The organism is Clostridium transplantifaecale, from assembly GCF_900626075.1.
Classification (GTDB): domain Bacteria; phylum Bacillota; class Clostridia; order Lachnospirales; family Lachnospiraceae; genus Otoolea; species Otoolea transplantifaecalis.
The window spans coordinates 303242-324731 of record NZ_UYZY01000006.1; the positions used below are offsets into that span (position 1 = coordinate 303242).

At 50.8% G+C, this 21490-nt stretch carries 17 protein-coding genes; 2 read left to right on the forward strand and 15 right to left on the reverse strand.

All coding sequences use genetic code 11. The annotated features are described in order from the left end of the window. Nucleotides 1-23: 23 nt before the first annotated feature. From larE to EJL91_RS21045, 14 genes are all read right to left on the reverse strand, one after another. Nucleotides 24-851, reverse strand: a complete 828-nt coding sequence (gene larE / locus EJL91_RS20980; RefSeq protein ID WP_341467040.1) for an ATP-dependent sacrificial sulfur transferase LarE — start codon at nucleotides 849-851, stop codon at nucleotides 24-26. After that, nucleotides 844-2253 carry a nickel pincer cofactor biosynthesis protein LarC gene (larC, locus tag EJL91_RS20985; RefSeq protein WP_125143909.1) on the reverse strand — a complete coding sequence of 470 codons (1410 nt, stop codon included), beginning with the start codon at nucleotides 2251-2253 and terminating at the stop codon, nucleotides 844-846. Before larC ends, larE begins: the two co-directional genes overlap by 8 nt. A 20-nt stretch (nucleotides 2254-2273) precedes the next feature. Beyond that, nucleotides 2274-3038, reverse strand: coding sequence for a nickel pincer cofactor biosynthesis protein LarB (gene larB, locus EJL91_RS20990; RefSeq protein WP_125143910.1), 765 nt, complete (start codon nucleotides 3036-3038; stop codon nucleotides 2274-2276). 35 nt (nucleotides 3039-3073) lie between these two features. Next, nucleotides 3074-3679, reverse strand: a complete 606-nt coding sequence (locus EJL91_RS20995) for an ABC transporter ATP-binding protein (protein WP_125143911.1) — start codon at nucleotides 3677-3679, stop codon at nucleotides 3074-3076. Beyond that, nucleotides 3676-4542, reverse strand: coding sequence for an ATP-binding cassette domain-containing protein (locus EJL91_RS21000; protein WP_125143912.1), 867 nt, complete (start codon nucleotides 4540-4542; stop codon nucleotides 3676-3678). Before EJL91_RS21000 ends, EJL91_RS20995 begins: the two co-directional genes overlap by 4 nt. A gap of 38 nt (nucleotides 4543-4580) precedes the next feature. Further along, the gene (locus EJL91_RS21005) at nucleotides 4581-5399 is read right to left on the reverse strand and encodes an ABC transporter permease (RefSeq protein ID WP_125143913.1); all 819 of its coding nucleotides are present in this window, start codon (nucleotides 5397-5399) and stop codon (nucleotides 4581-4583) included. Further along, on the reverse strand, nucleotides 5396-6412 hold the full coding sequence (locus EJL91_RS21010) for an ABC transporter permease (protein ID WP_341467041.1): 1017 nt from the start codon (nucleotides 6410-6412) through the stop codon (nucleotides 5396-5398). The genes EJL91_RS21005 and EJL91_RS21010 overlap by 4 nt, the downstream gene beginning before the upstream one ends. A gap of 135 nt (nucleotides 6413-6547) precedes the next feature. Beyond that, complete coding sequence (locus EJL91_RS21015; protein WP_125143914.1) at nucleotides 6548-8194, reverse strand: ABC transporter substrate-binding protein; 1647 nt, start codon at nucleotides 8192-8194, stop codon at nucleotides 6548-6550. A gap of 336 nt (nucleotides 8195-8530) precedes the next feature. Further along, on the reverse strand, nucleotides 8531-9490 hold the full coding sequence (locus tag EJL91_RS21020; RefSeq protein WP_125143915.1) for a 3'-5' exoribonuclease YhaM family protein: 960 nt from the start codon (nucleotides 9488-9490) through the stop codon (nucleotides 8531-8533). Nucleotides 9491-9589: 99 nt separating this feature from the next. Continuing rightward, nucleotides 9590-10912, reverse strand: a complete 1323-nt coding sequence (locus tag EJL91_RS21025; protein WP_125143916.1) for a S1C family serine protease — start codon at nucleotides 10910-10912, stop codon at nucleotides 9590-9592. A gap of 226 nt (nucleotides 10913-11138) precedes the next feature. Beyond that, on the reverse strand, nucleotides 11139-12644 hold the full coding sequence (nhaC, locus tag EJL91_RS21030; protein ID WP_125143917.1) for a Na+/H+ antiporter NhaC: 1506 nt from the start codon (nucleotides 12642-12644) through the stop codon (nucleotides 11139-11141). Between the two features lie 23 nt (nucleotides 12645-12667). Continuing rightward, nucleotides 12668-12934, reverse strand: a complete 267-nt coding sequence (locus EJL91_RS21035) for a 4Fe-4S dicluster domain-containing protein (RefSeq protein ID WP_125143918.1) — start codon at nucleotides 12932-12934, stop codon at nucleotides 12668-12670. A gap of 3 nt (nucleotides 12935-12937) precedes the next feature. Further along, entirely contained in the window at nucleotides 12938-14572 is a 1635-nt protein-coding gene (locus tag EJL91_RS21040; protein WP_164516910.1) for an FAD-dependent oxidoreductase, read from the reverse strand. A 377-nt stretch (nucleotides 14573-14949) separates the two neighbouring features. Further along, the gene (locus EJL91_RS21045) at nucleotides 14950-15840 is read right to left on the reverse strand and encodes a LysR family transcriptional regulator (RefSeq protein WP_125143920.1); all 891 of its coding nucleotides are present in this window, start codon (nucleotides 15838-15840) and stop codon (nucleotides 14950-14952) included. Nucleotides 15841-16261: 421 nt separating this feature from the next. Between EJL91_RS21045 and EJL91_RS21050 the strand changes: the two genes are divergently transcribed. Both EJL91_RS21050 and EJL91_RS21055 read left to right on the forward strand, forming a co-directional pair. Next, nucleotides 16262-18667, forward strand: a complete 2406-nt coding sequence (locus tag EJL91_RS21050) for an endonuclease MutS2 (RefSeq protein WP_125143921.1) — start codon at nucleotides 16262-16264, stop codon at nucleotides 18665-18667. Between the two features lie 11 nt (nucleotides 18668-18678). Further along, the gene (locus tag EJL91_RS21055) at nucleotides 18679-19392 is read left to right on the forward strand and encodes a response regulator transcription factor (RefSeq protein ID WP_125143922.1); all 714 of its coding nucleotides are present in this window, start codon (nucleotides 18679-18681) and stop codon (nucleotides 19390-19392) included. Nucleotides 19393-20127: 735 nt separating this feature from the next. Here EJL91_RS21055 and EJL91_RS21060 read toward each other — a convergent pair. Beyond that, on the reverse strand, nucleotides 20128-21462 hold the full coding sequence (locus EJL91_RS21060; protein ID WP_125141536.1) for an IS110 family RNA-guided transposase: 1335 nt from the start codon (nucleotides 21460-21462) through the stop codon (nucleotides 20128-20130). Nucleotides 21463-21490 lie beyond the last annotated feature (28 nt).

Below are 21490 nucleotides of genomic sequence, written 5' to 3' on the forward strand. Positions count from 1 at the left end.
CGTTATTTCTGATTTTAGAATTTTCAAACACGTTCCAGAATATGCAGGTCCATACTCCCGGAACGGAATCCTTCCAAATCCAGCGTAATATAGCAAAATCCCAGTTCCTTCAGTTTTTTGCAGACTTCGTCCCGCTTTTCAATAGCCGCAGTCATCTGATCCGGATCCAGCTCCAGCCTGACCGTATCACGGTGCAGGCGCAGACGGACATTCCCCCGGAACACGGTGCGAAGATATTCCTCCCCGGCCTCTATTTTCCTGAGAATTTCATAGTCTAATTTCTCTCCGTAGGGAAGACGGGTTGCCATACACGGGGTCGAAGGCCGGGATGCAACTGAAATAGAAAGTTCTGCGGCCAGCTCCTTGACTTCTTTTTTTGTGATATGGCAGAGGGCAAGGGGACTGATGATTCCAAGTTCTTTAAGCGCCCGGATGCCGGGACGGTATACATGCATATCATCCTCATTCGTGCCATCCAGTATACAGGCAATGTTCTTTTCCCGGGCAAAATCAAGAAGCGTTGTGAAAAGATGCTTTTTACAGAGGTAGCACCGCTCCGGAGGGTTGTCTTTCATACCTTCCATCTGAAGCTCATCCACCTGAATCACAATATGCTCCGCCCCCATCTCGTCCGCCACTCTTTTTGCCGTATCCAGATCGCAGGCAGGATGGAGCATCGTATTAAAAGTCACCGCATAGACGGGGTTTCCGTATTTTCTTCCGCTCTCACAGGCCAGCTTCAGCAGAAGACTGCTGTCTACCCCGCCGGAAAAAGCGAGGCAGACAGGAGATTTCGCATATTCGTCCATCATCTGTTTCAGCCTGTCCGTGTTCCTTTTTGTTTCACTCATGGGCATCCTCTTTCAGAGCGTGATATACTTCCGTAAAAGCAAGTCCCTGCTCGCGGCAGATTCTCCGTACGCTCTCATATTCGGGATAGAAATACTCCACGCCTGCGCTGCGGCTGACCTTGACATCGGCAACGCCGTAACGTGTCTCCACACGTCTGACTTCCCGTTCCAGAACCGTACGCTCTACAGGCCACCGGCGGATTCCTATCGTTGTCGTATGGGCAAATACGGCCGCCTCCATTGCCTCTCTCTTATCAACGGTACAGAGAATGCGGAGCACATAAGCGGGACGGTTCTTTTTCATGTAGGCCGGGGTATACCATACGTCCCTTGCCCCCTCTTCCATCAGGCATTCCATGACAAAACCCAGGGCCTCACCCGTACAGTCGTCCATGTTCGTTTCCAGAATCCAGAGTCTTTCCTCCGTATTCTGCTGATTTTCTCCTGTATCCTGCCTGTTTTTTACTGGTTTATGCCTGTTATCCTCCGTAGGACGGATCAGCATTGCCCTCAGAATATTAGCATTTTTAAAGTCTTTATTTCCGGCTCCGACGCCTATCTTTTCAATTACATAGCGCTCCGGCAGTTCCTCCTCCGTGCGGAGTGCGGCGGCAATCGCAGCGCCGGTCGGCGTTACCATCTCCCCGTCGTTGTCCGTCAGTTTCAGTTCCAGTCCGTGTGCCGCGGCAATATTGGCAGTAGCCGGAACCGGAACCGGCATCACGCCGTGCTGGCAGCGGACATAGCCTTTTCCTTCCGCCAGGGAGGATACCGCCACTTTTGTTATTCCCAGATCGTGGAGGCATACCGCCACGCTGATGATATCCACGATGGAATCGACGGCTCCCACCTCATGGAAGTGCACCTCTTCTATCGGCAGACCGTGCGCCTTTGACTCTGCTTCCGCTACGATTTGGAACATCTTTTTCGCCAGATCTTTAACTGGCTCCCCTGCGTTCATCCGATCGATGATTGAGACAATATCGTGGATGTTTCTGTGGATGTGGGGATGGCCGTGATCGTGATCATGGGTATGAGCATGGTCATGGCCATGATCATGATTGTGGTCATGGTTGTGGTCGTGATCATGGTCATAATTGTAAGCGTGGTCATGATTGTGGCCGTCGCCGTGATTATGATCATGACCGTCTTCACCATGTCCATGATCCGCACCATCTTCCAGATGCACATCAAAGTCGTAGGCATCAATACCGCATTTCAGTTTTCTTCCAAAATGCAGATGATATCCCTCCACTCCCAAACTCGCCAGTGTATCCTCAAGAACTTTTCTGCTGGCTCCAAGATCCAGAAGAGCCCCTACCGTCATATCCCCGCTGATACCGGAATAGCATTCCAGGTACAGCCATTTTTCCTCTTTATTCTGGTTTGTATTTCCGCTCATTCTTCTCCATCCTTCCTTCGTTAAATCCCGCCTTCGTTCCCGTTTCCCACTGCCAGTCTGTTAATTTGCGCCGCAAGGTATCCTGCGCCGTAACCATTGTCAATATTCACTGTAGATATCCCGTTAGCACAGGAATTGAGCATGGTAAGTAATGCCGACAGTCCGTGAAAGCTGGCTCCGTAACCGACTGATGTGGGGACTGCGATAACCGGATTTTCCACCAGCCCGGCCACCACGGTTCCCAGGGCGCCCTCCATGCCCGCAATGGTAATGACACAGTTTGCCTTTGTAATCTGCTCCCGTTTGGAAAGAATTCTGTGTATTCCGGCAACGCCGACGTCATAGATTCTGTCCACATAGCATCCGAAGAATTCCGCCGTCTGTGCCGCTTCCTCCGCCACGGGAATATCGGCCGTTCCGCCTGTACAGACGGCAACACAGCCTTTTCTCACTTTACCCTCCGGTTCTGCCTTCAGCACACGGGATATCGGGTCATAGACAATCCCGGGAATTTTCTCCCTTACCAGTTCATACTGCTCCGCCGTGGCTCTTGTACCCATCACCTCGCCGTTTTCACGGTACAGCGCGGCGAATATCTCTGCCAGGTACTGATCCGGTTTTCCCTGGCAGAATACGGTCTCCGGAAATCCGGAGCGGAGCTTTCTGTGAAGATCCAGCTTTGCATAACCTAAATCTTCGTATGGAAGGTTTTTAAGCATTTCCTCCGCCTCGAGGGTGGACAGTGTGCCTGCCTTCACCTGTTCCAACATCATTTTTACGTCCATTTATTCCTCCTGTATGAAGCGTGCCGCCGCTTATCTCACTGCACTAAATTTATTTTTCTTGTACAGACTCTGTCCGTCAGGCTGTCGGAGTGGCTGACTACCAGCATTCCGATCCCCCTCTTTTCCGTCTCTTCTATCAGTGCATGCCAGATGGCGCTTTGAGTCACCATATCAAGCATCGTTGTTATCTCATCCGCCAACAGAATTTTCGTACCCTCTCCGAGAGCTCTTGCAATGCAGAAACGCTGCAACTCACCGCCCGAAAGCTCCGAGGGAAAACGGTCCAGCCATTCCTGCCTTATTCCCAGTTTATCCAGTAATTCCGAAGAAATCCGGCCTCCCTCTTTTAAAACGTGCGCCATCTTCCAGCGCGGGTTCACCGACTGCTCCGGGTGCTGCCATATCATCTGGATCGGCAGCCTTCCTCTGAAATTTACAAGCTCCGTTCCGTCAAGCATGACCTTCCCCGAATCCGGCTTCTCGTAGCCTGCAAGAATCTTACAGAATGTAGTTTTCCCGAATCCGCTGGGTGCCGCAATTGCGACGCGCTCCCCGCTCTCAACTGAAATGGACACCCTGTTTAAAATCTGACGGCTTCCGGTATCATAGCGGAATGAAATGTCTTTCGCTTCCAGTCTCATGGCCTCACCTCCGAACACGTCATTTCCACATCTCCGTCCGGTGCTGAAACTCCATCCCCCGATACTGCGTTTCCTCGTCCCGGCACCGCAAATCCGTGTTCCGGCATGGCATAATAAAGCGCCTTTGTGTAGGGATGTGTAAGTCTCTCCGGGCTGCCAAAATCCTCCGGCATTACTTCCTCTATAATCTCTCCCTCATAGAATACCATAATTCTGTCCGCTGTTTCCAGTGCCAGTTCCAGATCATGAGTAATAAACAAAACCGCAGCGCCCTCACCGGCAATTTCCCTGAAATGTCCCATGACGCGTCTGGCCGTATTCAGTTCCAGGCCCGGTGTCGGCTCATCCGCAATCACCAGACGCGGATTCTCCATCAGGGCCGACGCTATCAGTACCCGCCTTGCCATTCCTCCCGACAGTTCAAAAGGATAGAGTTCTTCCGTCGCTTCATCCAGGCCGAACCGCGAAAGCAGCTCTCTGCATCTTTCCCTTGAAACGCCGTCTTTTTTTCCTTTTCTTATCTGTTCTCCCACCCTCATCAGAGGATCCAGATAGGATACGCCCTGAGGTACCAGGGCAATCTCGCCACCGCGCAGTGTTTCCAGCCTCTTTTCAGTGAGACGCTCACCTCCGTACAGTATCTCCCCGGTAACCCGGCAGTTATATGGCATGATGCCGAGAATCGCATGGGCCAGCAGGCTTTTTCCGGAACCGCTGGCTCCCACGACCGCCGTCATTTCTCCTTCGCGCAGAGTGAGGTTCAGATTTTTAACCGGGGTAAGCGTCCGGCGGCTGAGTCCCTTCCCATACTGGGTAAATGAAATCCCCAGCCGGTGGACTTCCAGAATTGTTTCATTCAGCATATTACTTCCTCCCTGTCACGATTTCCATTACCGTCCGCTTACTCATGGGCGCTCCCCGGATCCAGCAGGCCGCTTATGCTCTGTCCCAGCCCCTGGAAAATGAGGACCGTGGCCACCAGGGCCGCCCCCGGAAAAACGGCCAGCCACCATTTCCCGGTGATGAGATACTTCATGCTCTCCGAAAGAATAATGCCGATAGCCGGTTCCTCCGGAGGCAGTCCGAATCCTAAAAAGGTGATGGACGCCTCATGCAAGATAGCATGGGGAAACATGAGCACCAGGCCGGTGAGAAACTGCGGAACCAGGTGGGGCAGCATATGTTCGGCCGCTATCCTCCATCTCCCCATTCCAAGCCGTTCCGAAATCTTCACATACTGGCTGGCCTTAAGCTGAAGGACCTCGGCCCTGATAAGCCTGGCCAGGGAAGGCCAGTGTGTCAGCGCAATGCCGATAGCCACTCCGGTAAAACCTTTTCCACAGGCAAAGGATATTAATATAAGAAGGAGCATATGGGGGATTCCCATCATCGTATCAATCAGTCCCGACACAGCCATATCGGCCGCCTTCCCGAGAACCGCAGCCGCCGTACCCAGAACCAGGGCGATCACCGCGCTGGACGCAGCCGTCACGACGCCGAGGCGGATGCTCATAGAAAGACCGGCTGCCGTCCGTTTCAGCATATCGCGCCCCAGCCAGTCGGTACCAAAAAGATAGGCGCCGCACGGTTTTAAGTTCTTTCTGGAAAAATCGGTCACCAGCGCATCGCTCTCCCAGATATGCCCAAGAACCGCAACCAGAAGGAGAATCAGGGAAAAGGCGAAAACAGCGGTCAAAGTTCTGGCTCTTCTGTTATTCATAGAACCTCCCCCTTTCCTGCCGATCTCTTCCTGTCCCGCTTCATTCTCGGATCCACGGCGTAATAGAGCAGATCGGCCGTAAAGTTGCCAAGGAATACAACGGCCGCGCTGATCAGGGTAATCCCTAAGAGCAGAGGCACATCACTGCCCAGACCGGCCGTAATGGCAGCCTGCCCGAGTCCCGGGTAAGAAAAAACCTGCTCCACGAGAACGGAGCCGCCGAATATCTCACTGATGGAAGCAAACTGAAGCGTAATGACGGGCAGAAGGATATTTCTGAGCCCGTGGCGCCTCACGGTCTGCCATGGGGACTCTCCTCTTGCCCTGGCATAAAAAATATAGTCGCTCTCTAAAACCTCTATCATCTTGCTCCTGGTATGCATGGCAATATTGGAAACACCGGTCAGGCCGAGCGTCAGCGCAGGCAGCGCGGCATGGATAAGCCGGTCGCCAAGCGTCACCTCCGATGCGGCGACTCCCACGGGAACGCTGAAACCGATGGGAAAAATGGGAAACTGGATGGCAAAGATTAAAAGAAGCACCAGAGCCAGCCAGAAGGCAGGCGTACCGGCGATTACCATGCAGTATGCCGTCACCGCCTTATCCTGCCACTTACCCTTTTTCATACCGGCCACAACGCCGAGGGCCGTTCCGACGACGCCCGAAAAAATCCAGGCGGACACCATCAGCCAGGCGGAATTTGCAAATTTCTCCCCGATGACTTCCAAAACCGGCCTGCGGTAGAGCAGGGAGGTGCCGAAGTCACCATGGCAGATACCGGAAAACCAGTTTGCAAACCGTTCACCGGCAGGCACCGTGACACCCCAGTATTCTTCCAGCCTCTTAATCTGTTCCTCCGACATGGAACCGAGCGCCGCCTGTCCCACATTTGTTTTCAACGGATCCACGGGCGAGATGGAAATCAAAAAAAACGCCGCCGCACTCACAGCCAGCAGTAATATTACCATCCGTACCACGTTCTTTGCCAAAAATGTACCATACCGTCCAGTCACTGTTTTCTTCCTTCTTCCTGTTCATCCCGGCAGGGAATTCCGTATGACGGCCCGCTGCACCGCCGTATCCGGCAAAGCAGCGGAGCGCCATCCTGAATTCCCGCGCCGGGATGGATGTCTTATCACTCTTTTTTCTTATTCCCAGCTCCACTGATCCACATTATTTACGATAGACCAGCCATGGCCGTGGGGATGAAGTTTCTGTTCGGCCACATGAAGGCCGTCCCGCTCCCAGTAAAGATGGTCGATATTCACAAGCCAGATCCACGGAATATCACCTTCCTGTGTAATGCCTGTGGTTCCGTCCCACTGCGCCTTTTTCCAGAACTCCAGGGAACCTTCCAGATCCGTGCTTGCCAGCGCCTCATCCATATACCTGTCAACTGTCTCATTGGCATAAGGTGAGTAGGATGCGAGACCCGTATCTTTCATCGTGTGGTAGATATTGTAAAGCTCCATCGGAGTATGCGCTCCCCAGCCCCATAAGAGCGGCTGTGACTGTGCCTCGTCATAAGCTGTATCCCAGCCTGTTCCCCGGGAAGTGGCCTGAATGCCCAGCTCCTTTAACTGATTGGCCGTATCCGCCGCCAGGGCCTGTCTGACGGAATCATCCGCCGGATAGATAAATTCGATCTCCGCCTTCACTCCGTCCTTTTCCCTGATTCCGTCCGCGCCTGTCACCCATCCCGCTTCATCCAGCAGCCTGGCCGCCGCTTCAGGATCGTATGAAATCTGCGCATCGCTGTTATACCACGGCATTTTGTCGCAGACGCTGAACGCGGGGCTGCCGTATCCGTTCAAAACGTTTCCTATCATCTCTTCCCTGTCGATTGCCAGATTAATTGCCCGGCGGACCTTCACATCGGCTGTAAAGTCATTACCCACCGTGAGGCCGTCCAGTTCCGTCTTCGGTATTGCCGGGAGGTTAAAACCTCTGTTGTCAACCGTCTCGCAGGATAGCAGATTATATCCCGCCGTCTCCTGATCGGTGTAGGAAGCGGCCGTGTAGGCCAGATCCACCTGCCCCGCTTTTACTGCTGCAAAGGCAGCGTCCTCATCCATAAAGAGGATGGTCACCTGTTTCATCTTCGGCGCCTCCCCATAGTAGTCCGGGTTGGCCTCCAGGATGACCTGCTGCCCTCTGTCCCACTGTTTCAGGATGTACCGCCCGGAACCAACCGGATTGCTTCCGTAGTCGGAACCGTAGGCATGTTCCGGAACAATTCCGGTTATGGCCATCGTATAAGGCCAGATGGAATACGGACGCTCCATATGGAAAGCAACCGTAGTCCCATCCACCGCCTCGGCGCTCTCAAGCATGGTAAAATCGTTGACGGAACTTGTTTTCTTAAGCGTATTATAGGTAAATGCCACATCCTCCGCCGTCAGAGGCTCCCCATCCGTAAATTTCACATCGTCGCGGATCGTGACGGTCCATGTCATTCCGTCGTCCGAGGCCTCCATGGAGGTTGCAAGGTCGTACCCAATCCCCAGATCCGGTGTGGTCACGGTGAGGGTGCTCTGGATCAGCGGCTCATGGACGTGCTCTCCCGCGCCCCAGCCATAGGCCGGGTCAAATCCTGATTCCGGCTCGGAGTTCGTCGTCATCACCACCACGACGGAATCCTTCTTCGCTTCCGTTCCCGTTTCCTGTGCCTGCGTTCCGGACTCATTCGTCTCCGTTTCGGTTCCGGATCTTTTCGCAGAACCGGAGCAGCCCGTTAGCAGCAGCCCGGCAGCGGCAGCGGCGGCAAAAAATGCAGTAATCTTTATTTTTTTCATTACCTGTTTCCCCTTTCAATCCATTTCAATTTGAATTTTACCACTCAATCGATGAAGATAATTTTCCAGAAAAAAATACCAGAAAAGACTCTGCCCCTTGAGGACAAAAATACCTTCCTGGTATAATTTCATATTTCAATATCACGCCATCTGCGGGTGACTTTTCAGTTATTACTTATTTTCATACTATTTATCCCGCTTGTGCAGGAATCATGCCGGGCCTGGAGCGTGATTGAAAATTGCTTTCAGCCGGAACATTATGACAGCTTGTGCTGCCGGTTGAGATTATTATAATCTGACAGTCCCGCCCCGTCAATCCCAATTTACCGCGGAATGCTACCTGTTATCAGTAACTGTTGCCGTCTTCCTCACATTGCTCTCCAGCAGACGGTTAAAGCCGAGCCATTCATTGTTGTCGCCCGCTTTTTTGAGAAGCTCGGTCATTGTCTCCAGTTTTGCGTCCGTATTGTCTGCAAATGCCAGCGCCAAAGCTTCCATTAACGCCGGTTTTTTCGGAGAACCGTATTCCAGCTCACCGTGGTGGGACAGAATGCAGTGTTTTAATTCCGATGCCGTCTTTTCCGGGAAACCGGCAATAGTGCGGATTCTCTCGCCCACCATCTCGGTACCGATTATGATGTGGCCCAGGAGCTGGCCGTCATCCGTGTAATCATTCTCCGGAAATGCAGACAGTTCTTTTGTCTTGCCGATATCGTGGAACAGCGCCGCCGTCAGAAGCAGATCACGGTTGATCATCGGATAGGTTCCGGAATAGTAATCACACAGCTTCATCACGCTCAGTGTATGCTCCAGCAGTCCGCCTACAAAACCGTGGTGAACGCTCTTGGCCGCTGAGTGGAAGCAGAATTGTTTAACAAAATCCTTATCATCGATAAAATAGCTGCCTGCCAGCTGTTTCAGCCACGGATTCTTCATGGACAGGATGAGTGCGGTAAGATCCCGGTACATCTCTTTAATATCTTTGGAGCTGACCGGCAGGTAATCGCTCTCTATGTACTCTCCCTCATCGGCTTTCCGGATTCTCTTCACATTCAGCTGGTTGGAGCCCTGGAATACAGTCACATCCCCGTCGATAAACACGTACTGCATCACTTCAAAGTTGCCGATTCCCGGGGAACTCAGATCCCAGATCTTGGAGTCAATGGTCCCTGTTTTATCCTGAAGCGTCATGGACACATACTCTTTTCCATTCTTCGTCAGAAGGATCTGTTTTGTCTTACACAGATACACATCTGAGATGCGCATCCCCTCGCGGAACTGCTCGATATATTTCATACTTTTCCTCTCTCTCCTCGTTAACAGAGAGCCTGACAAGTCAGGCTCCCACATAATACGCTTGCATTACCTTCTTCATTTACGCCAGACTTCTATCGTCTATCTGGCTCTTATTTCCACTTCAAACGGATCCAGCTCCTTGTAACCGTCCGGGCCTTTTCTCATGATTTTCACATTGACCCTGGCGCCGCAATGGGCGTTTTCTATCTGCATCTGGAGTTCCTTGAATGTGGTTATCTCTTTCTCACCGAACAGCGTTATGATATCGCCGTTCTGAATTCCTGCATCATAGGCAGGTCCTCCGGCCACCGCTTCTACCACGTAGACTCCCTGCGGAAAACCGTTCTCCACCATGGCCTCGTTGACCTCCTGGCCTCTGACGCCGAAATAAGGCACCTGGAACCCGTTGGTCATCTTCTCAATTACCGGCTTATAGTCGGATATCCCGACGACCGCCGTCATCTTCTGGCTCTCTTCCGTCTTATAATCCTCGGAAGTCCATCCGATAATCTCTCCTGCCGTGTTGAGCAGAAATGTACCCATGTTGGAATTGCTGCTGATATCGGCATATAAAATTCTGGTAATGCCGTCCGTCATCTGAACGTTTCTTGCTATATAGGAAATGGTTCCATATGTCATGGAGTGTACCTGTCCCGAAGGACCGCCTGCTCCGATCACCATATCGCCCGCTTTCACCGAGTAGGAATTACCCAGAACCAGCACCTTTACATCTTTTCTGAGATCCTCTCCCAGTTCCCCGCTTTTCACGCTGATGACCGCCATGTCCAGAACTTCGTCAATCTGTTTTGCCTGTCCCGAAACCCTGGTTCCGTCAAAAAACGTCACGGAAATCGAGTCCGCCTGTCTGACCGCATCCGCGCTGGTAAATATCATATACTCACCGCTTGTCCTGGCAATTACCGCGCCGGCATATTCGCCGGTACTCTCAACCGGATTGCAAAAGAGATCGGTCTGCTGTTTCCCCGAGCTGATTTTTACAATTCTTTTATCTGCCTGAACCGCCACATCGCGAAGGGAACTGTAAAATGAATTCAGGTTCTCCGGCGTAAAGCTGTAGCGGGTAAGCGCTTCTTCAATCGCCATCCGAAGCTCTTCCTCCTCGACCTTCAGGGGAACCGTCTCCTCCTCGGCCGTGCTGACGGCAGTTGCCTCCGGATCATCCTTGGTAAATACAATTGAAGTGCTTTCCTCCGTCTCTTCTTTACCCAGATAACGGTCCGCCAAAGGTTTGGCCAGCACAAAACTGACAGCCGAGATCACGCCAAACAACACCGCAAGGCACATAAGAATGAGGACGCGCTTTGCAATCTGTTTTTTAGACAACGGCTGTTTCACAATCTTTTCCCTCATAAATTCCCGGTTAACGGGATTTTTTTTCTCAGGTCCTTCCGTATCCGGCATATCTTTTCTCCTTTGAACAACATAACACTATTATACTTTTCTTCGTGGCGTTATGCAAGAAAATTTTCCCGGCTCAAAATATTACCATTTCAGAAAACATCTTTCCAACACAAAGCGGCGCCGGTCTCTCGTCCGTACGCCGCTTTTAACTGATTCGCAGTGGAAATACTTCCCGCTGTCATTTTGCTAAATATAGTTTTGTTTAAAGATAATGCAGTATTGGCTATTAATTTTCTGCCGCTCCTCCGGCTGCGCATAATCCCTCGGCTTCCGCCGTCGCTCCTTTCGCCTTATTGGGCTTTTCCGGGGCGACTCTTTTGATGCTGATGCCCGTAATTGCATAGAAAATGGCAAACAGGAATCCTGTATAGTTCATGATAGCCCACGGCAGATAGTCAAGCGTTGCAACGCCCAGAGTGGCCGCCATGTATACGGCGCCCCCCGTCCACGGAACAAGCGCGGTGATTACGGTACCGGAATCTTCCAGCGTACGCGACAGGTTGCAGGAGGCAAGTCCCCGCTCCTTGTACACATCACCGAATAATTCGGCCGATACGATAATTGTCAGGTAGGAAACTCCTCCGATTAAGCTTGTGAGCAGGCTGGCCGCTACGGTACTGCAGATAATGCCTGAATCCGTTTTGACTTTGGTCTGGAGCTTCTGAAGCAGTACGTCGAGGCAGCCCGCGCAGGAAATAATTCCTCCAAAAATATAGGCACAGTATGTAATTAATACCATCTCCATCATACTGCTGATGCCGCCCCTGTTGACCAGTTTCAGCACCTCTGGTATTACCGCTGCGGAATCGAAGCCGGCTTTGTCAACCATAGTAACCTTAAAACCGGTTGCACAGGAATTAAAGACGTCTACAAAGGAAAAACCCTGGATTCCCATGGCCAGAATGCAGGCCACAATACTGGATATAAACATAACGGGCGCAGTCGGGTACTTCATGGCGCTGCCTATCAGGACGATAGCTAACGGAAGAAGCAGCAGGATGTGCCAGTTGTAAATCTGGCTGAACTGCGACATCATCGTGGTGACGAGTTCGGAGTCTACGGCTCCGCCGGGGCTGTTAAAGCCTGCAATCAGGTACACGACAAGGCCCAGAAGGCTGGCCGGAAGCGTCGTCCACAGCATATGTCTGATATGGTCGTAAATATTTGTGTTTGTTACGGTGGATGCAAGAACCGTCGTGTCTGACAGAGGACTCAGCTTATCACCGAAATAGGCTCCGGCAACAGCGGCTCCCGCCGTAATCGGCAGCGACATGTTAAGCGTTGCGGCAATACTCATGACAACGACACCCATGGTGCCTGCCGCTCCGTAAGACGTTCCCGACATTACGGCTACAATCGCCGTAGCTAAAAAGGCCGTGACATATAAAAACTTGGTGTTGATAATCTGGATTCCGTAATAAATCATCATCGGCAGGGTGCCGGAAATCATCCAGGAGCCGATCAGCATTCCAACCGCCATCAGAATCATGATGGCTCCGGTGGAACGTCCTACTTTTTCAGAAATTGCTTCCTGCATATCCTCCCAGGTACAGCCGAGATAGAGAGCCACAAGGCCTGCGGCAGCGCCCGACATCAAAAGCACCATAGTCAGGGGCAGCTTAAGGACCGAGAAACCAATGCCGATAATAAACAGCATCAGAACAATAGGTAAAAGAGCAACAAACAGACTTGGCTGACGTTTTTCACGTGGTTTCGGTTTATCTTTTTTCATAGACGTTTCCCCTCTTTCAGATTTTAAACCCACTTTTTCCAGTCAAATTTCTCGGGTTTATTGATGGCAGGCGTAAATGTCATAATATCATCACAGCAGGCCAGCGGTATGGTATGGCTGATGGCCCCGAATTTACATTCCAGCGCGCACACGCCGCAGTGGCTGCACTCGTCGGGATATGCTATAAAAGGGGCATTCTTTTTATCATCCCAGCCAATCACATCGTTTGGACATTGATTATAGCATGCCTTACATTTTTTGCAATTGTCGTGAATAATTCTAACGCTCATAAATTATGCCTCCTTTAATTCCGGAATTTCGCTTGTGCTGAGCTCCATCTCATTGTTCTCGCCTTTTTCCACAACCACCCACTTCTCCCACTTCGGATCGGTGTCCGGATAGTCGGCCCGGTAGTGCACATAATTAGCCAGATGGCGGAACCTCGTTTCCTTGCGGTAAAGGGAGGCCCTGATATGCATTTCCGCATAATCGATAATGCTTTTGACTTCACAGCAGCGCATCAGCTCATGAGGATTTGACGCGGTCATCTTATCCGTAAAATTATTCTTGAGATCCAGGAGTTTTTCCAGTGCATACTCCATCATTTTTTCATCTTTGAAGTATCCCACGTATTCCGTGATCAGCCCTCTTGCTGCCAGTTCCAGCTCCTTCGGATCGATGCCTTCCTCCCTGCCCTGAGGAGCCAGGATCGTGTTTTCGAGTTCTTTCAGATATTCGGCCGTAACTTCCGGTTCTCCTGCCGTTTCCGCAAAAATGGATGCCTGCTCACCGGCAATATCACCGGTTACGCTGGCTCCTACAATTGCCCTCGCAAACGCCGTCGTCGCGCCGGCTGCATACAAGCCCGGAACCGAGGTTTTCAGTGTTTCATCTACTAACGGACCTCCCATGATACAGCAGGGATCCAGTTTCATCGGTATCAGATCTTTTCTCAGATCCAGTTTTCTCTGTTTAAACCACTGTTTTGTGATTGGATACTCGTTGGACATCTCCCTCTCGTGCATCTTTATGATGTCTTCGGGAAGGTCCCTCAAATCCCAGTACAGCGGACCGCGGCCCTCAATCAATTCTTTCTGCATCAGGAAGCAGCGCATGACGCTCTCTTCCGGCGTATTAAGAATGACGTCGCCGTTGCGGTTTACGAGCTTTGCCATCTTGTCAAAGGGCTTCACTCCCACGATTCCGCCTCCGGCTCTCACCAGCACATAGTCCCAGTAAAGGAATTCCATGTTGACCATCTTGGCGCCCGCCCTGTAAGCCATTGCCTCGGCGTCACCGGTGTTGGTCGGTGAAAAGTATGTATTATAGGGTCCGTCCGGGGCAATGTACTGCCTTGTCGTCTCCCCGGTTGAAAGTATCGTCGCTTTTGCAAGGAACGCCGTCAGTTCTCCGGTCCTTGTGTTCAATCCGATTGCTCCGACCACCCGGCCGTCTTTTTTCAGGAGTTCCACTCCCATCGTTCTCTCAAAAACCTGGGCATTTGTCTTTTCAACCGCTTGACCCAGCTTTACCTTTGTATCCACGCCTCTGTAAGAAACGCAGCAATAATGGCGCTCCGGTATTCTCCAGATAAAATAGCTTCCGTCATCTTCCCTGACCGGAATGCCGAATTCCTCCATATCCTGTACGCGCTCATAAGCATGAACGTCAACCGCCAGCGTGACGTTTGGGTCTACCAGTTCTTTTTTGGATGTGGAAGCATATTTTCTGGCTTCTTCATAGCTGATAGAATCCGGATGTACGCCGATGGATACATGATCCATGCCCGGTCCCACACTGCCTCCCCGCCGGAGTGTGGCTTTGTCAAGAATTGCTACGCTTTTTCCCATTTTCGCCGCTCTGATTGCAGCAAAACAGCCTGCGATTCCCCCGCCGATGACAAGTATGTCAGTTTTAACTACCTGCATAACCTTACCTCCCTGATTTACTTGTGTTATCAATTCACTTTCATTCATATCAAGCATGCTTTCGTCAGTAATCTGACTCTTTTCCGGACATTCAAACCAGCATTTTCAGGCGCCAATCTATTTACTAATGCTGACTTATTCTGTGCTTTAATTATCTAACACTGCGCCTTAGAAATCCAACAGTTATAAAGAGTCGGAACCACAAATAAAATTTGTATCACTTATGTCCTTTCATATATACAAAACAGAAGAAAAAAGAGAGGACAGGCGGAATCTTCCGTCTGTCCTCTCCCTTACCCGCGGAACGGTAAAACAGCCCGCGGAACGTTTCATTGCCGGCTTACAGCAACCCGCACGCACCACGGACAGGTTACCGCCTACAGATGCCGGTGTGAATTATTGTTGACAAAATCGATAAACACCTTGGCGCTGTGATCCAGTTTTTTCCCCTTCTTATACACAATTCCGTACTGCCATACAAAATTGTCATCGGCGATGGGAACTCTGACACAGCTGTTTTTATCCATGTCCTCGGCAATGTGGTCCATACATATAAATACATATGTATCCATCTTTACCATACTCAGCAGAATGCTGATTTCCCCGGATTCCACCGCAAAGTCGGGTACCAGTCCGTGCAGACGGTACCAGTCCAGGATCTGATAATAAATCTGATAATATTTGTTGAGGGAAACGAGCTTTTCCTCCTTCAGGTCTTCCACTCCCAGCGCGCCCAGAGAGGCCAGCGGGCTGTTTCTGTTGATTACCGCGCAAAGCTTTTCTTCTCTCAGGGGGAGATACTCTATCTCCGATTCATCGTGGGGCCGCGGACAGAAGGCCAGATCAACAGCGCCGTTCAGAACGTTGTCGACGCAGGTCGTATCGGGACTTTCAATGGCCCTGAAATCAAAATTGGGATAAGCATAGCGGAACCGCAGCAGCATGTCCGGGGAACTCGCCTGCAGAACTCCCGGAGCCAGGCCAATCACCAGATGCCCCCTCTCGTTGTTAAAACGCCGGTTGAGTTCCAGTGTCATATCGTCGAAACTCTGAACCAGAGGGGTACACAGTTCCTTCAGCACCTTCCCCTCTTTTGTCAAAACGACGCCCTTAGAAGTGCGTTTAAACAGCATCCTCCCCAACTCTTCCTCCAGAATATTCATGGAGGTGCTGAGCGCCTGCTGTGAAAGAAACATATTTTCCGCCGTTCTGGTAAAGCTCCCTGTCTCGCACAAATCTAAGAAACGTTTCAGTTGCTTGATATCCATATACTCCCCACCCCTTGCCGCTCATATGCAGCCTGCCATAATACCTTGTATTTTACTACTCCCGCTGCAGCAGAGTCAAGGCAAATAAGGCGCTATGCAATTACAGTTATCAGGCGCTCCATGCTCAGCAACTCACTCTTCGATTCACGGAAATGATTATTAAAGCGGCCGCTGTTTATCATATTCTTCTTCTCTTTCTTAAAAACCGGCATATTTTTACCTTAAACGACACATTTTCCCCTTATCTTAAGAAAAAGGACGGAATTAAGGGGTGGCATAACGGAAACTGGATATGATATAATGTGTGCGTAAGCGGATATTATACCCCAGACCGAATGACAGCCAACCTGTGCCGGCTGTCATTATTTCAGCTCAGCAATTATGAACCCATAACTCAATTATCTATACAAGGTGAATTAAAATGAATCAAAAAGCACTTAAAACATTAGAATACAATAAAATTATCAGCCAGCTGGAGGAGTATGCATCCACAGAGATGGGTAAGGCCCTCTGCCGCGAACTGATTCCGTCATGCAGCCTGGAAGAGATTCGCCAGAACCAGACTGAGACGACGGATGCGGTCTCCCGCGTCCGCATGAAAGGCGGCCTTTCCTTCGGAGGTGTGAGGGACGTGCGCGGCTCTTTAAAACGTCTGGAAATCGGCAGCTCTTTAAATATGATCGAGCTGCTCGCCATAAGCTCCCTCCTGACCGTGACCGCCAGGGCCAAGGCCTACGGCCGCCACGAGGAATCCGAGCTTACGGATGATTCCCTGGATGAGATGTTCCGGACACTGGAACCGTTAACTCCGGTCAATACGGAGATTAAACGCTGTATCGTTTCTGAGGATGAAGTCAGTGACGAAGCCAGCCCGGGACTTTCCAAAGTCCGTAAGTCTATGAAGATTATCGCGGGCCGCGTCCACACACAGTTAAACTCTATCCTGAATTCCAGCAGAGCTTACCTTCAGGAGGCTGTAATCACAATGCGTGACGGCCGTTACTGCCTTCCTGTTAAATCAGAATATAAGAATCAGGTTGCGGGTATGGTGCATGACCAGTCCTCCACCGGTTCTACAATCTTCATTGAGCCGATGGCTATTGTGAAGCTCAACAACGAACTGCGCGAACTGGAAATTCAGGAGAAACGAGAGATTGAATTCGTGCTGGCCGCCCTTTCAAGTGAGCTGGTTCCCTATACCGAGCCAATCACAGTCAATCTTGAAATCCTGGCTAAGCTGGACTTTATTTTTGCAAAAGCCGCACTGTCGAGACATTTTAACTGTACCGAGCCTAAATTCAATAACAGGCGGTACCTCAATATCAAAGACGGACGCCACCCGCTGCTGGATCCGAAACAGGTTGTGCCAATCAACATTTATTTGGGTGATCAGTTTGATCTGCTAATCGTGACCGGCCCCAATACCGGCGGTAAAACCGTTTCCTTAAAGACCGTGGGCCTCTTCACCCTGATGGGGCAGGCAGGCCTCCACATACCAGCGTTCGACGGTTCGGAACTGGCCGTCTTTGACGAAGTTTTTGCCGACATCGGCGACGAGCAGAGTATTGAGCAGAGTCTCAGTACCTTCTCCGCCCATATGACTAATATCGTCTCAATCCTGGAGCAGGCGGATTCCAATTCCCTCTGCCTCTTCGACGAGCTGGGCGCCGGAACCGATCCGACAGAAGGAGCCGCACTGGCCATTGCCGTGTTAAATTTCCTTCACAATATGACGTGCCGGACTATGGCAACCACCCATTACAGTGAGCTCAAAGTCTTTGCCCTGACCACCCCCGGCGTTGAAAACGCCTGCTGTGAGTTCAGCCTTGAGACGCTTCGTCCAACCTACAGACTGCTGATCGGTATTCCCGGCAAGAGCAACGCGTTTGCGATCTCAAAAAAACTGGGACTTCCCGATTACATTATAGAAGATGCGAAAAAGCACATTGAAAAGGAGGATGAATCCTTCGAAGACCTGCTGGCCGATTTGGAGGACAACCGTGTCACGATCGAAAAAGAACGCGCGGAAATCGCCTCCTATAAAGATCAGGTGGCAATTTTAAAGAAACGCCTGGAACAGAAAGAGGAACGTTTTTCAGAGCAGAAGGAAAAAATGCTTGCAAAGGCCCGCGAGGAGGCTCAGGCAATTCTTCAGGATGCCAAGGATACGGCTGACCAGACGATCCGCAATATCAATAAGCTGTCCAGGGAATCCGGCGTAAGTAAGGAACTGGAAGCAGAACGCGCAAAGCTGAGAGGCAAACTGAACGACGTGGATAAAAAGCTGGCGTTAAAACCTGCGGCGCCGAAAAAGGCAGTGTCTCCAAAGACACTCAGGCTCGGAGACACTGTCAGGGTGCTCTCAATGAACCTCAAGGGTACGGTAAGCTCCCTTCCCAATGCCAAAGGAGACCTCTATGTCCAGATGGGAATCCTCCGCTCCATGGTCAATATCAGGGATTTGGAGATGGTTGACGAAAATTCCATCAGCGGCCCGGGAATCCCACAGGGCGGCCCCCGCAGCTCAGGAAGCAAAAGCGGTGGCAGCGGCAGCAGTAAAATCAAGATGTCCAAATCCTATTCCGTTTCTCCTGAGATCAATCTGATCGGGATGACCGTCGACGAGGCGGTGCCGGCGCTTGACAAATACCTGGATGACGCCTATCTGGCCCATCTTCCACAGGTCCGGGTCGTACACGGACGCGGCACCGGCGCACTGAAAGCAGGCGTCCACAGACATCTGAAGAATTTAAAATATGTTAAAGATTACCGCCTTGGTGAATTCGGTGAAGGCGATACCGGTGTTACTATCGTTACATTTAAGTAGGGGGTACAGAAATGGCAGAAAAACAGCGGATCCTCATCGTAGATGATGATTACAACATCGCAGAATTAATTTCTCTTTATCTGACAAAAGAATGTTTTGAGACAAGAATTGTCGGAGACGGGGAGGAAGCTCTGAAGCTTTTCCCGGTCTTCGGGCCTAACCTGGTGCTTTTGGACCTGATGCTTCCCGGAATCGATGGGTATCAGGTCTGCCGGGAGCTTCGGGCCTCCTCACAGGTCCCTATCATCATGCTGTCGGCCAAGGGTGAGATTTTCGACAAAGTGCTCGGTTTGGAACTGGGTGCGGACGATTACATGATTAAACCCTTTGACTCCAAAGAACTGGTTGCAAGGGTAAAGGCCGTACTCCGGCGTTACCAGGCTGCTCCGCCTGTGGCGGCCCCACAGCCCACGGATCAGCACGGCGATTTCGTCGAATACCCGGATTTAATTGTAAACCTGACCAATTATTCCGTCATTTACAACGGGCATTCCATCGAGATGCCTCCGAAAGAACTGGAGCTTTTATACTTTCTGGCCTCTTCACCCAATCAGGTCTTCACGAGGGAACAGCTTCTGGATCACATATGGGGATATGAATATATCGGAGATACCAGAACAGTTGACGTACATATTAAGCGTCTGCGCGAGAAGATCAAGGATCATGACAAATGGGCTTTGACGACGGTATGGGGTATTGGGTATAAATTTGAAGTGAAGCGGTGAGGGGGATTTAGTTGAGATGCGAGGACGCCTCTGTAAGACGGCGGACGGGGGAGTTGGTGGGTGTATATGAGTCTTCAGTCCCGGTTTGTAAGTTGTTGTGAGGGGGAATCCAGGAGAAAAAATTCCTACGGGGACTCGCTCCCGCTTGTGGAATGCGCAACGGATGCTAGCTTCGTGAGAAACCTCAGCGAGCACCGGCGGATTCCAAGGTCTCCCTTCGGAAAGTTTTCTCCTTCCTTCCCCGGGCAGGTTGTCGGCGGGACTGAAGACTCAGCGAAGGTTGTTGCCCCGTCCGCCGGCTTCAGGGGCTGATTGTCTCTTTCGTCAAGTGGGGGAATGGTATTGTCGCGTCCACTATATAATCGTGATTCTTTTACATTTTTAACGGCATTTTGGGCTGCATAAAAAGAGTATCAGAATAAACACTATAGGATTATAATCTTACACAGTCTCATAGTGAACAGGATATAGTTTCCAGGCATTCTCTAGAATCGTAGTGGCAGCGGCAAGCACCTCCCCTCTTGAAGAAAGAGGACAGATCAGACGCCGCAGGCCGGGGGCCGGGCAGCCATCTTTGCTGAGTCTTTCGTCCCGGCCATAACCTTCCTGCGGGGAAGTCCAGCTAAGAAATGTCAAGTAGGAACTTAAATAAATTAAATATTTTTCGCTTCCTACAAAAGGGTAAATTTAATAAGCCCATCTACATGGGAACCTATCAACTTGTTTCGTGATTCATTAGGCAGCTCCCTCAATCGATGCAGGGTGCTCTGCCGTATAGCGGCTGCAATGTTCCTGTGGTGTGATGATCTCAAACGGCTTGTTATCCCGGAGCATCGCAAAAATAATATTACAGATTTTATGCATGACAGCCCCAACCGCAACATTCTTTTTCTTTCCCACACATTTACGGATATAGTAATCGTAAATGACCGGGTTTACCGGTGATTTTGTACCTTTATCCATCTTCAGGTTGTTTACGGCAACCATATGCAGGACGCGCCGTGCGAGGCTTGAACCCCGTTTTGACATATGGACATTATCCCCATGAAACTTGCCGGACTGCTTCACGGCAGGATCCAGGCCAAAGTAGGCGTACAGCTTTTTTGGCGAAGTAAACAGGTCAAAATCACCCATTTCCGCAATCAGGACCACAGCACTCAGGAAACCGACCCCGTGCAGGGACTGCAGAAGGCAGAACCGGTCATAGGCAGGCTTTCCCTTCAGCTTATCCATCGCTTTGTGGAGCTCCTCCAGTAGGGAATCCAGATGCTTCTGGTACTCCAGATAGGTTTGTATGTACAGCCTGATCCGGAGGGCGTTGCTGGGAAGGGCCCGTCCAAAGACAGCTGCATCCCTGGCCGCCGCGCAGATAGCATCATATTTGGAAAGGGCATATGCATCCCCAAAACGGGATATACCCTTAATCATTTCTATGATCTTCTCTTTTGGGGCGGCAAGCATGTCTGAGGCGAGTGGGTATTCAGCAAGCAGCTTAAGTGAAGTCAGCGTGGTAATCTTGCTGAATACATGCAGATATGCCGGGAACGATACCCGAAGCTCTGCATGCAGCTTTAGGACAACTGCGGATTGCAGATCTTTGAAGTAATAGTAGTCACGGGCAAGGTTCCGGAGGTCAATGATGTCATCATCCGGGACAATCGAGGTCTTCAGGGAAGGATCCAGACCGATTTTTGCAGCCTTTTTTGAATCGAATTTGTCACTATGCAGTTTCCTTATGTTCAGATTTGTGCTATTCTTAGTGATGATAGGATTAATGACCGAGCAGTCAAACCCCTTATCACGAAGGAAGTACAGGAGTGGGATGTGGTAGATCCCAGTGGACTCGAGGAAGCATTTGCTTTCAAGGGAATACAGCTCTTGTGCTTCCTTTATTTTTGCGACAGCAAGTTCCCTGGAAATCGAGTCCGTATGCAGGATCTTAGAAGGTTTTCCGCTCAGAGTGGCGTTTGGGAGCATGATGGACATCCAGGAAAAATCAGCGCCAACATCAAACCCGACGGAGAGATAGGAAATGCCTTTAGGCATCGGAAGTGTTTTTTGAACATGCATGGTCTTCTCCTTTCTGGCAGGATTCCAT

Excerpts from the sequence above, each read along its gene's own strand:
- larE (WP_341467040.1), bottom strand. The coding sequence starts at position 851 with ATGAGTGAAACAAAAAGGAACACGGACAGGCTGAAACAGATGATGGAC.
- larC (WP_125143909.1), bottom strand. The coding sequence starts at position 2,253 with ATGAGCGGAAATACAAACCAGAATAAAGAGGAAAAATGGCTGTACCTG.
- larB (WP_125143910.1), bottom strand. The coding sequence starts at position 3,038 with ATGGACGTAAAAATGATGTTGGAACAGGTGAAGGCAGGCACACTGTCC.
- EJL91_RS20995 (WP_125143911.1), bottom strand. The coding sequence starts at position 3,679 with ATGAGACTGGAAGCGAAAGACATTTCATTCCGCTATGATACCGGAAGC.
- EJL91_RS21000 (WP_125143912.1), bottom strand. The coding sequence starts at position 4,542 with ATGCTGAATGAAACAATTCTGGAAGTCCACCGGCTGGGGATTTCATTT.
- EJL91_RS21005 (WP_125143913.1), bottom strand. The coding sequence starts at position 5,399 with ATGAATAACAGAAGAGCCAGAACTTTGACCGCTGTTTTCGCCTTTTCC.
- EJL91_RS21015 (WP_125143914.1), bottom strand. The coding sequence starts at position 8,194 with ATGAAAAAAATAAAGATTACTGCATTTTTTGCCGCCGCTGCCGCTGCC.
- EJL91_RS21020 (WP_125143915.1), bottom strand. The coding sequence starts at position 9,490 with ATGAAATATATCGAGCAGTTCCGCGAGGGGATGCGCATCTCAGATGTG.
- EJL91_RS21025 (WP_125143916.1), bottom strand. The coding sequence starts at position 10,912 with ATGCCGGATACGGAAGGACCTGAGAAAAAAAATCCCGTTAACCGGGAA.
- nhaC (WP_125143917.1), bottom strand. The coding sequence starts at position 12,644 with ATGAAAAAAGATAAACCGAAACCACGTGAAAAACGTCAGCCAAGTCTG.
- EJL91_RS21035 (WP_125143918.1), bottom strand. The coding sequence starts at position 12,934 with ATGAGCGTTAGAATTATTCACGACAATTGCAAAAAATGTAAGGCATGC.
- EJL91_RS21040 (WP_164516910.1), bottom strand. The coding sequence starts at position 14,572 with ATGCAGGTAGTTAAAACTGACATACTTGTCATCGGCGGGGGAATCGCA.
- EJL91_RS21045 (WP_125143920.1), bottom strand. The coding sequence starts at position 15,840 with ATGGATATCAAGCAACTGAAACGTTTCTTAGATTTGTGCGAGACAGGG.
- EJL91_RS21050 (WP_125143921.1), top strand. The coding sequence starts at position 16,262 with ATGAATCAAAAAGCACTTAAAACATTAGAATACAATAAAATTATCAGC.
- EJL91_RS21055 (WP_125143922.1), top strand. The coding sequence starts at position 18,679 with ATGGCAGAAAAACAGCGGATCCTCATCGTAGATGATGATTACAACATC.
- EJL91_RS21060 (WP_125141536.1), bottom strand. The coding sequence starts at position 21,462 with ATGCATGTTCAAAAAACACTTCCGATGCCTAAAGGCATTTCCTATCTC.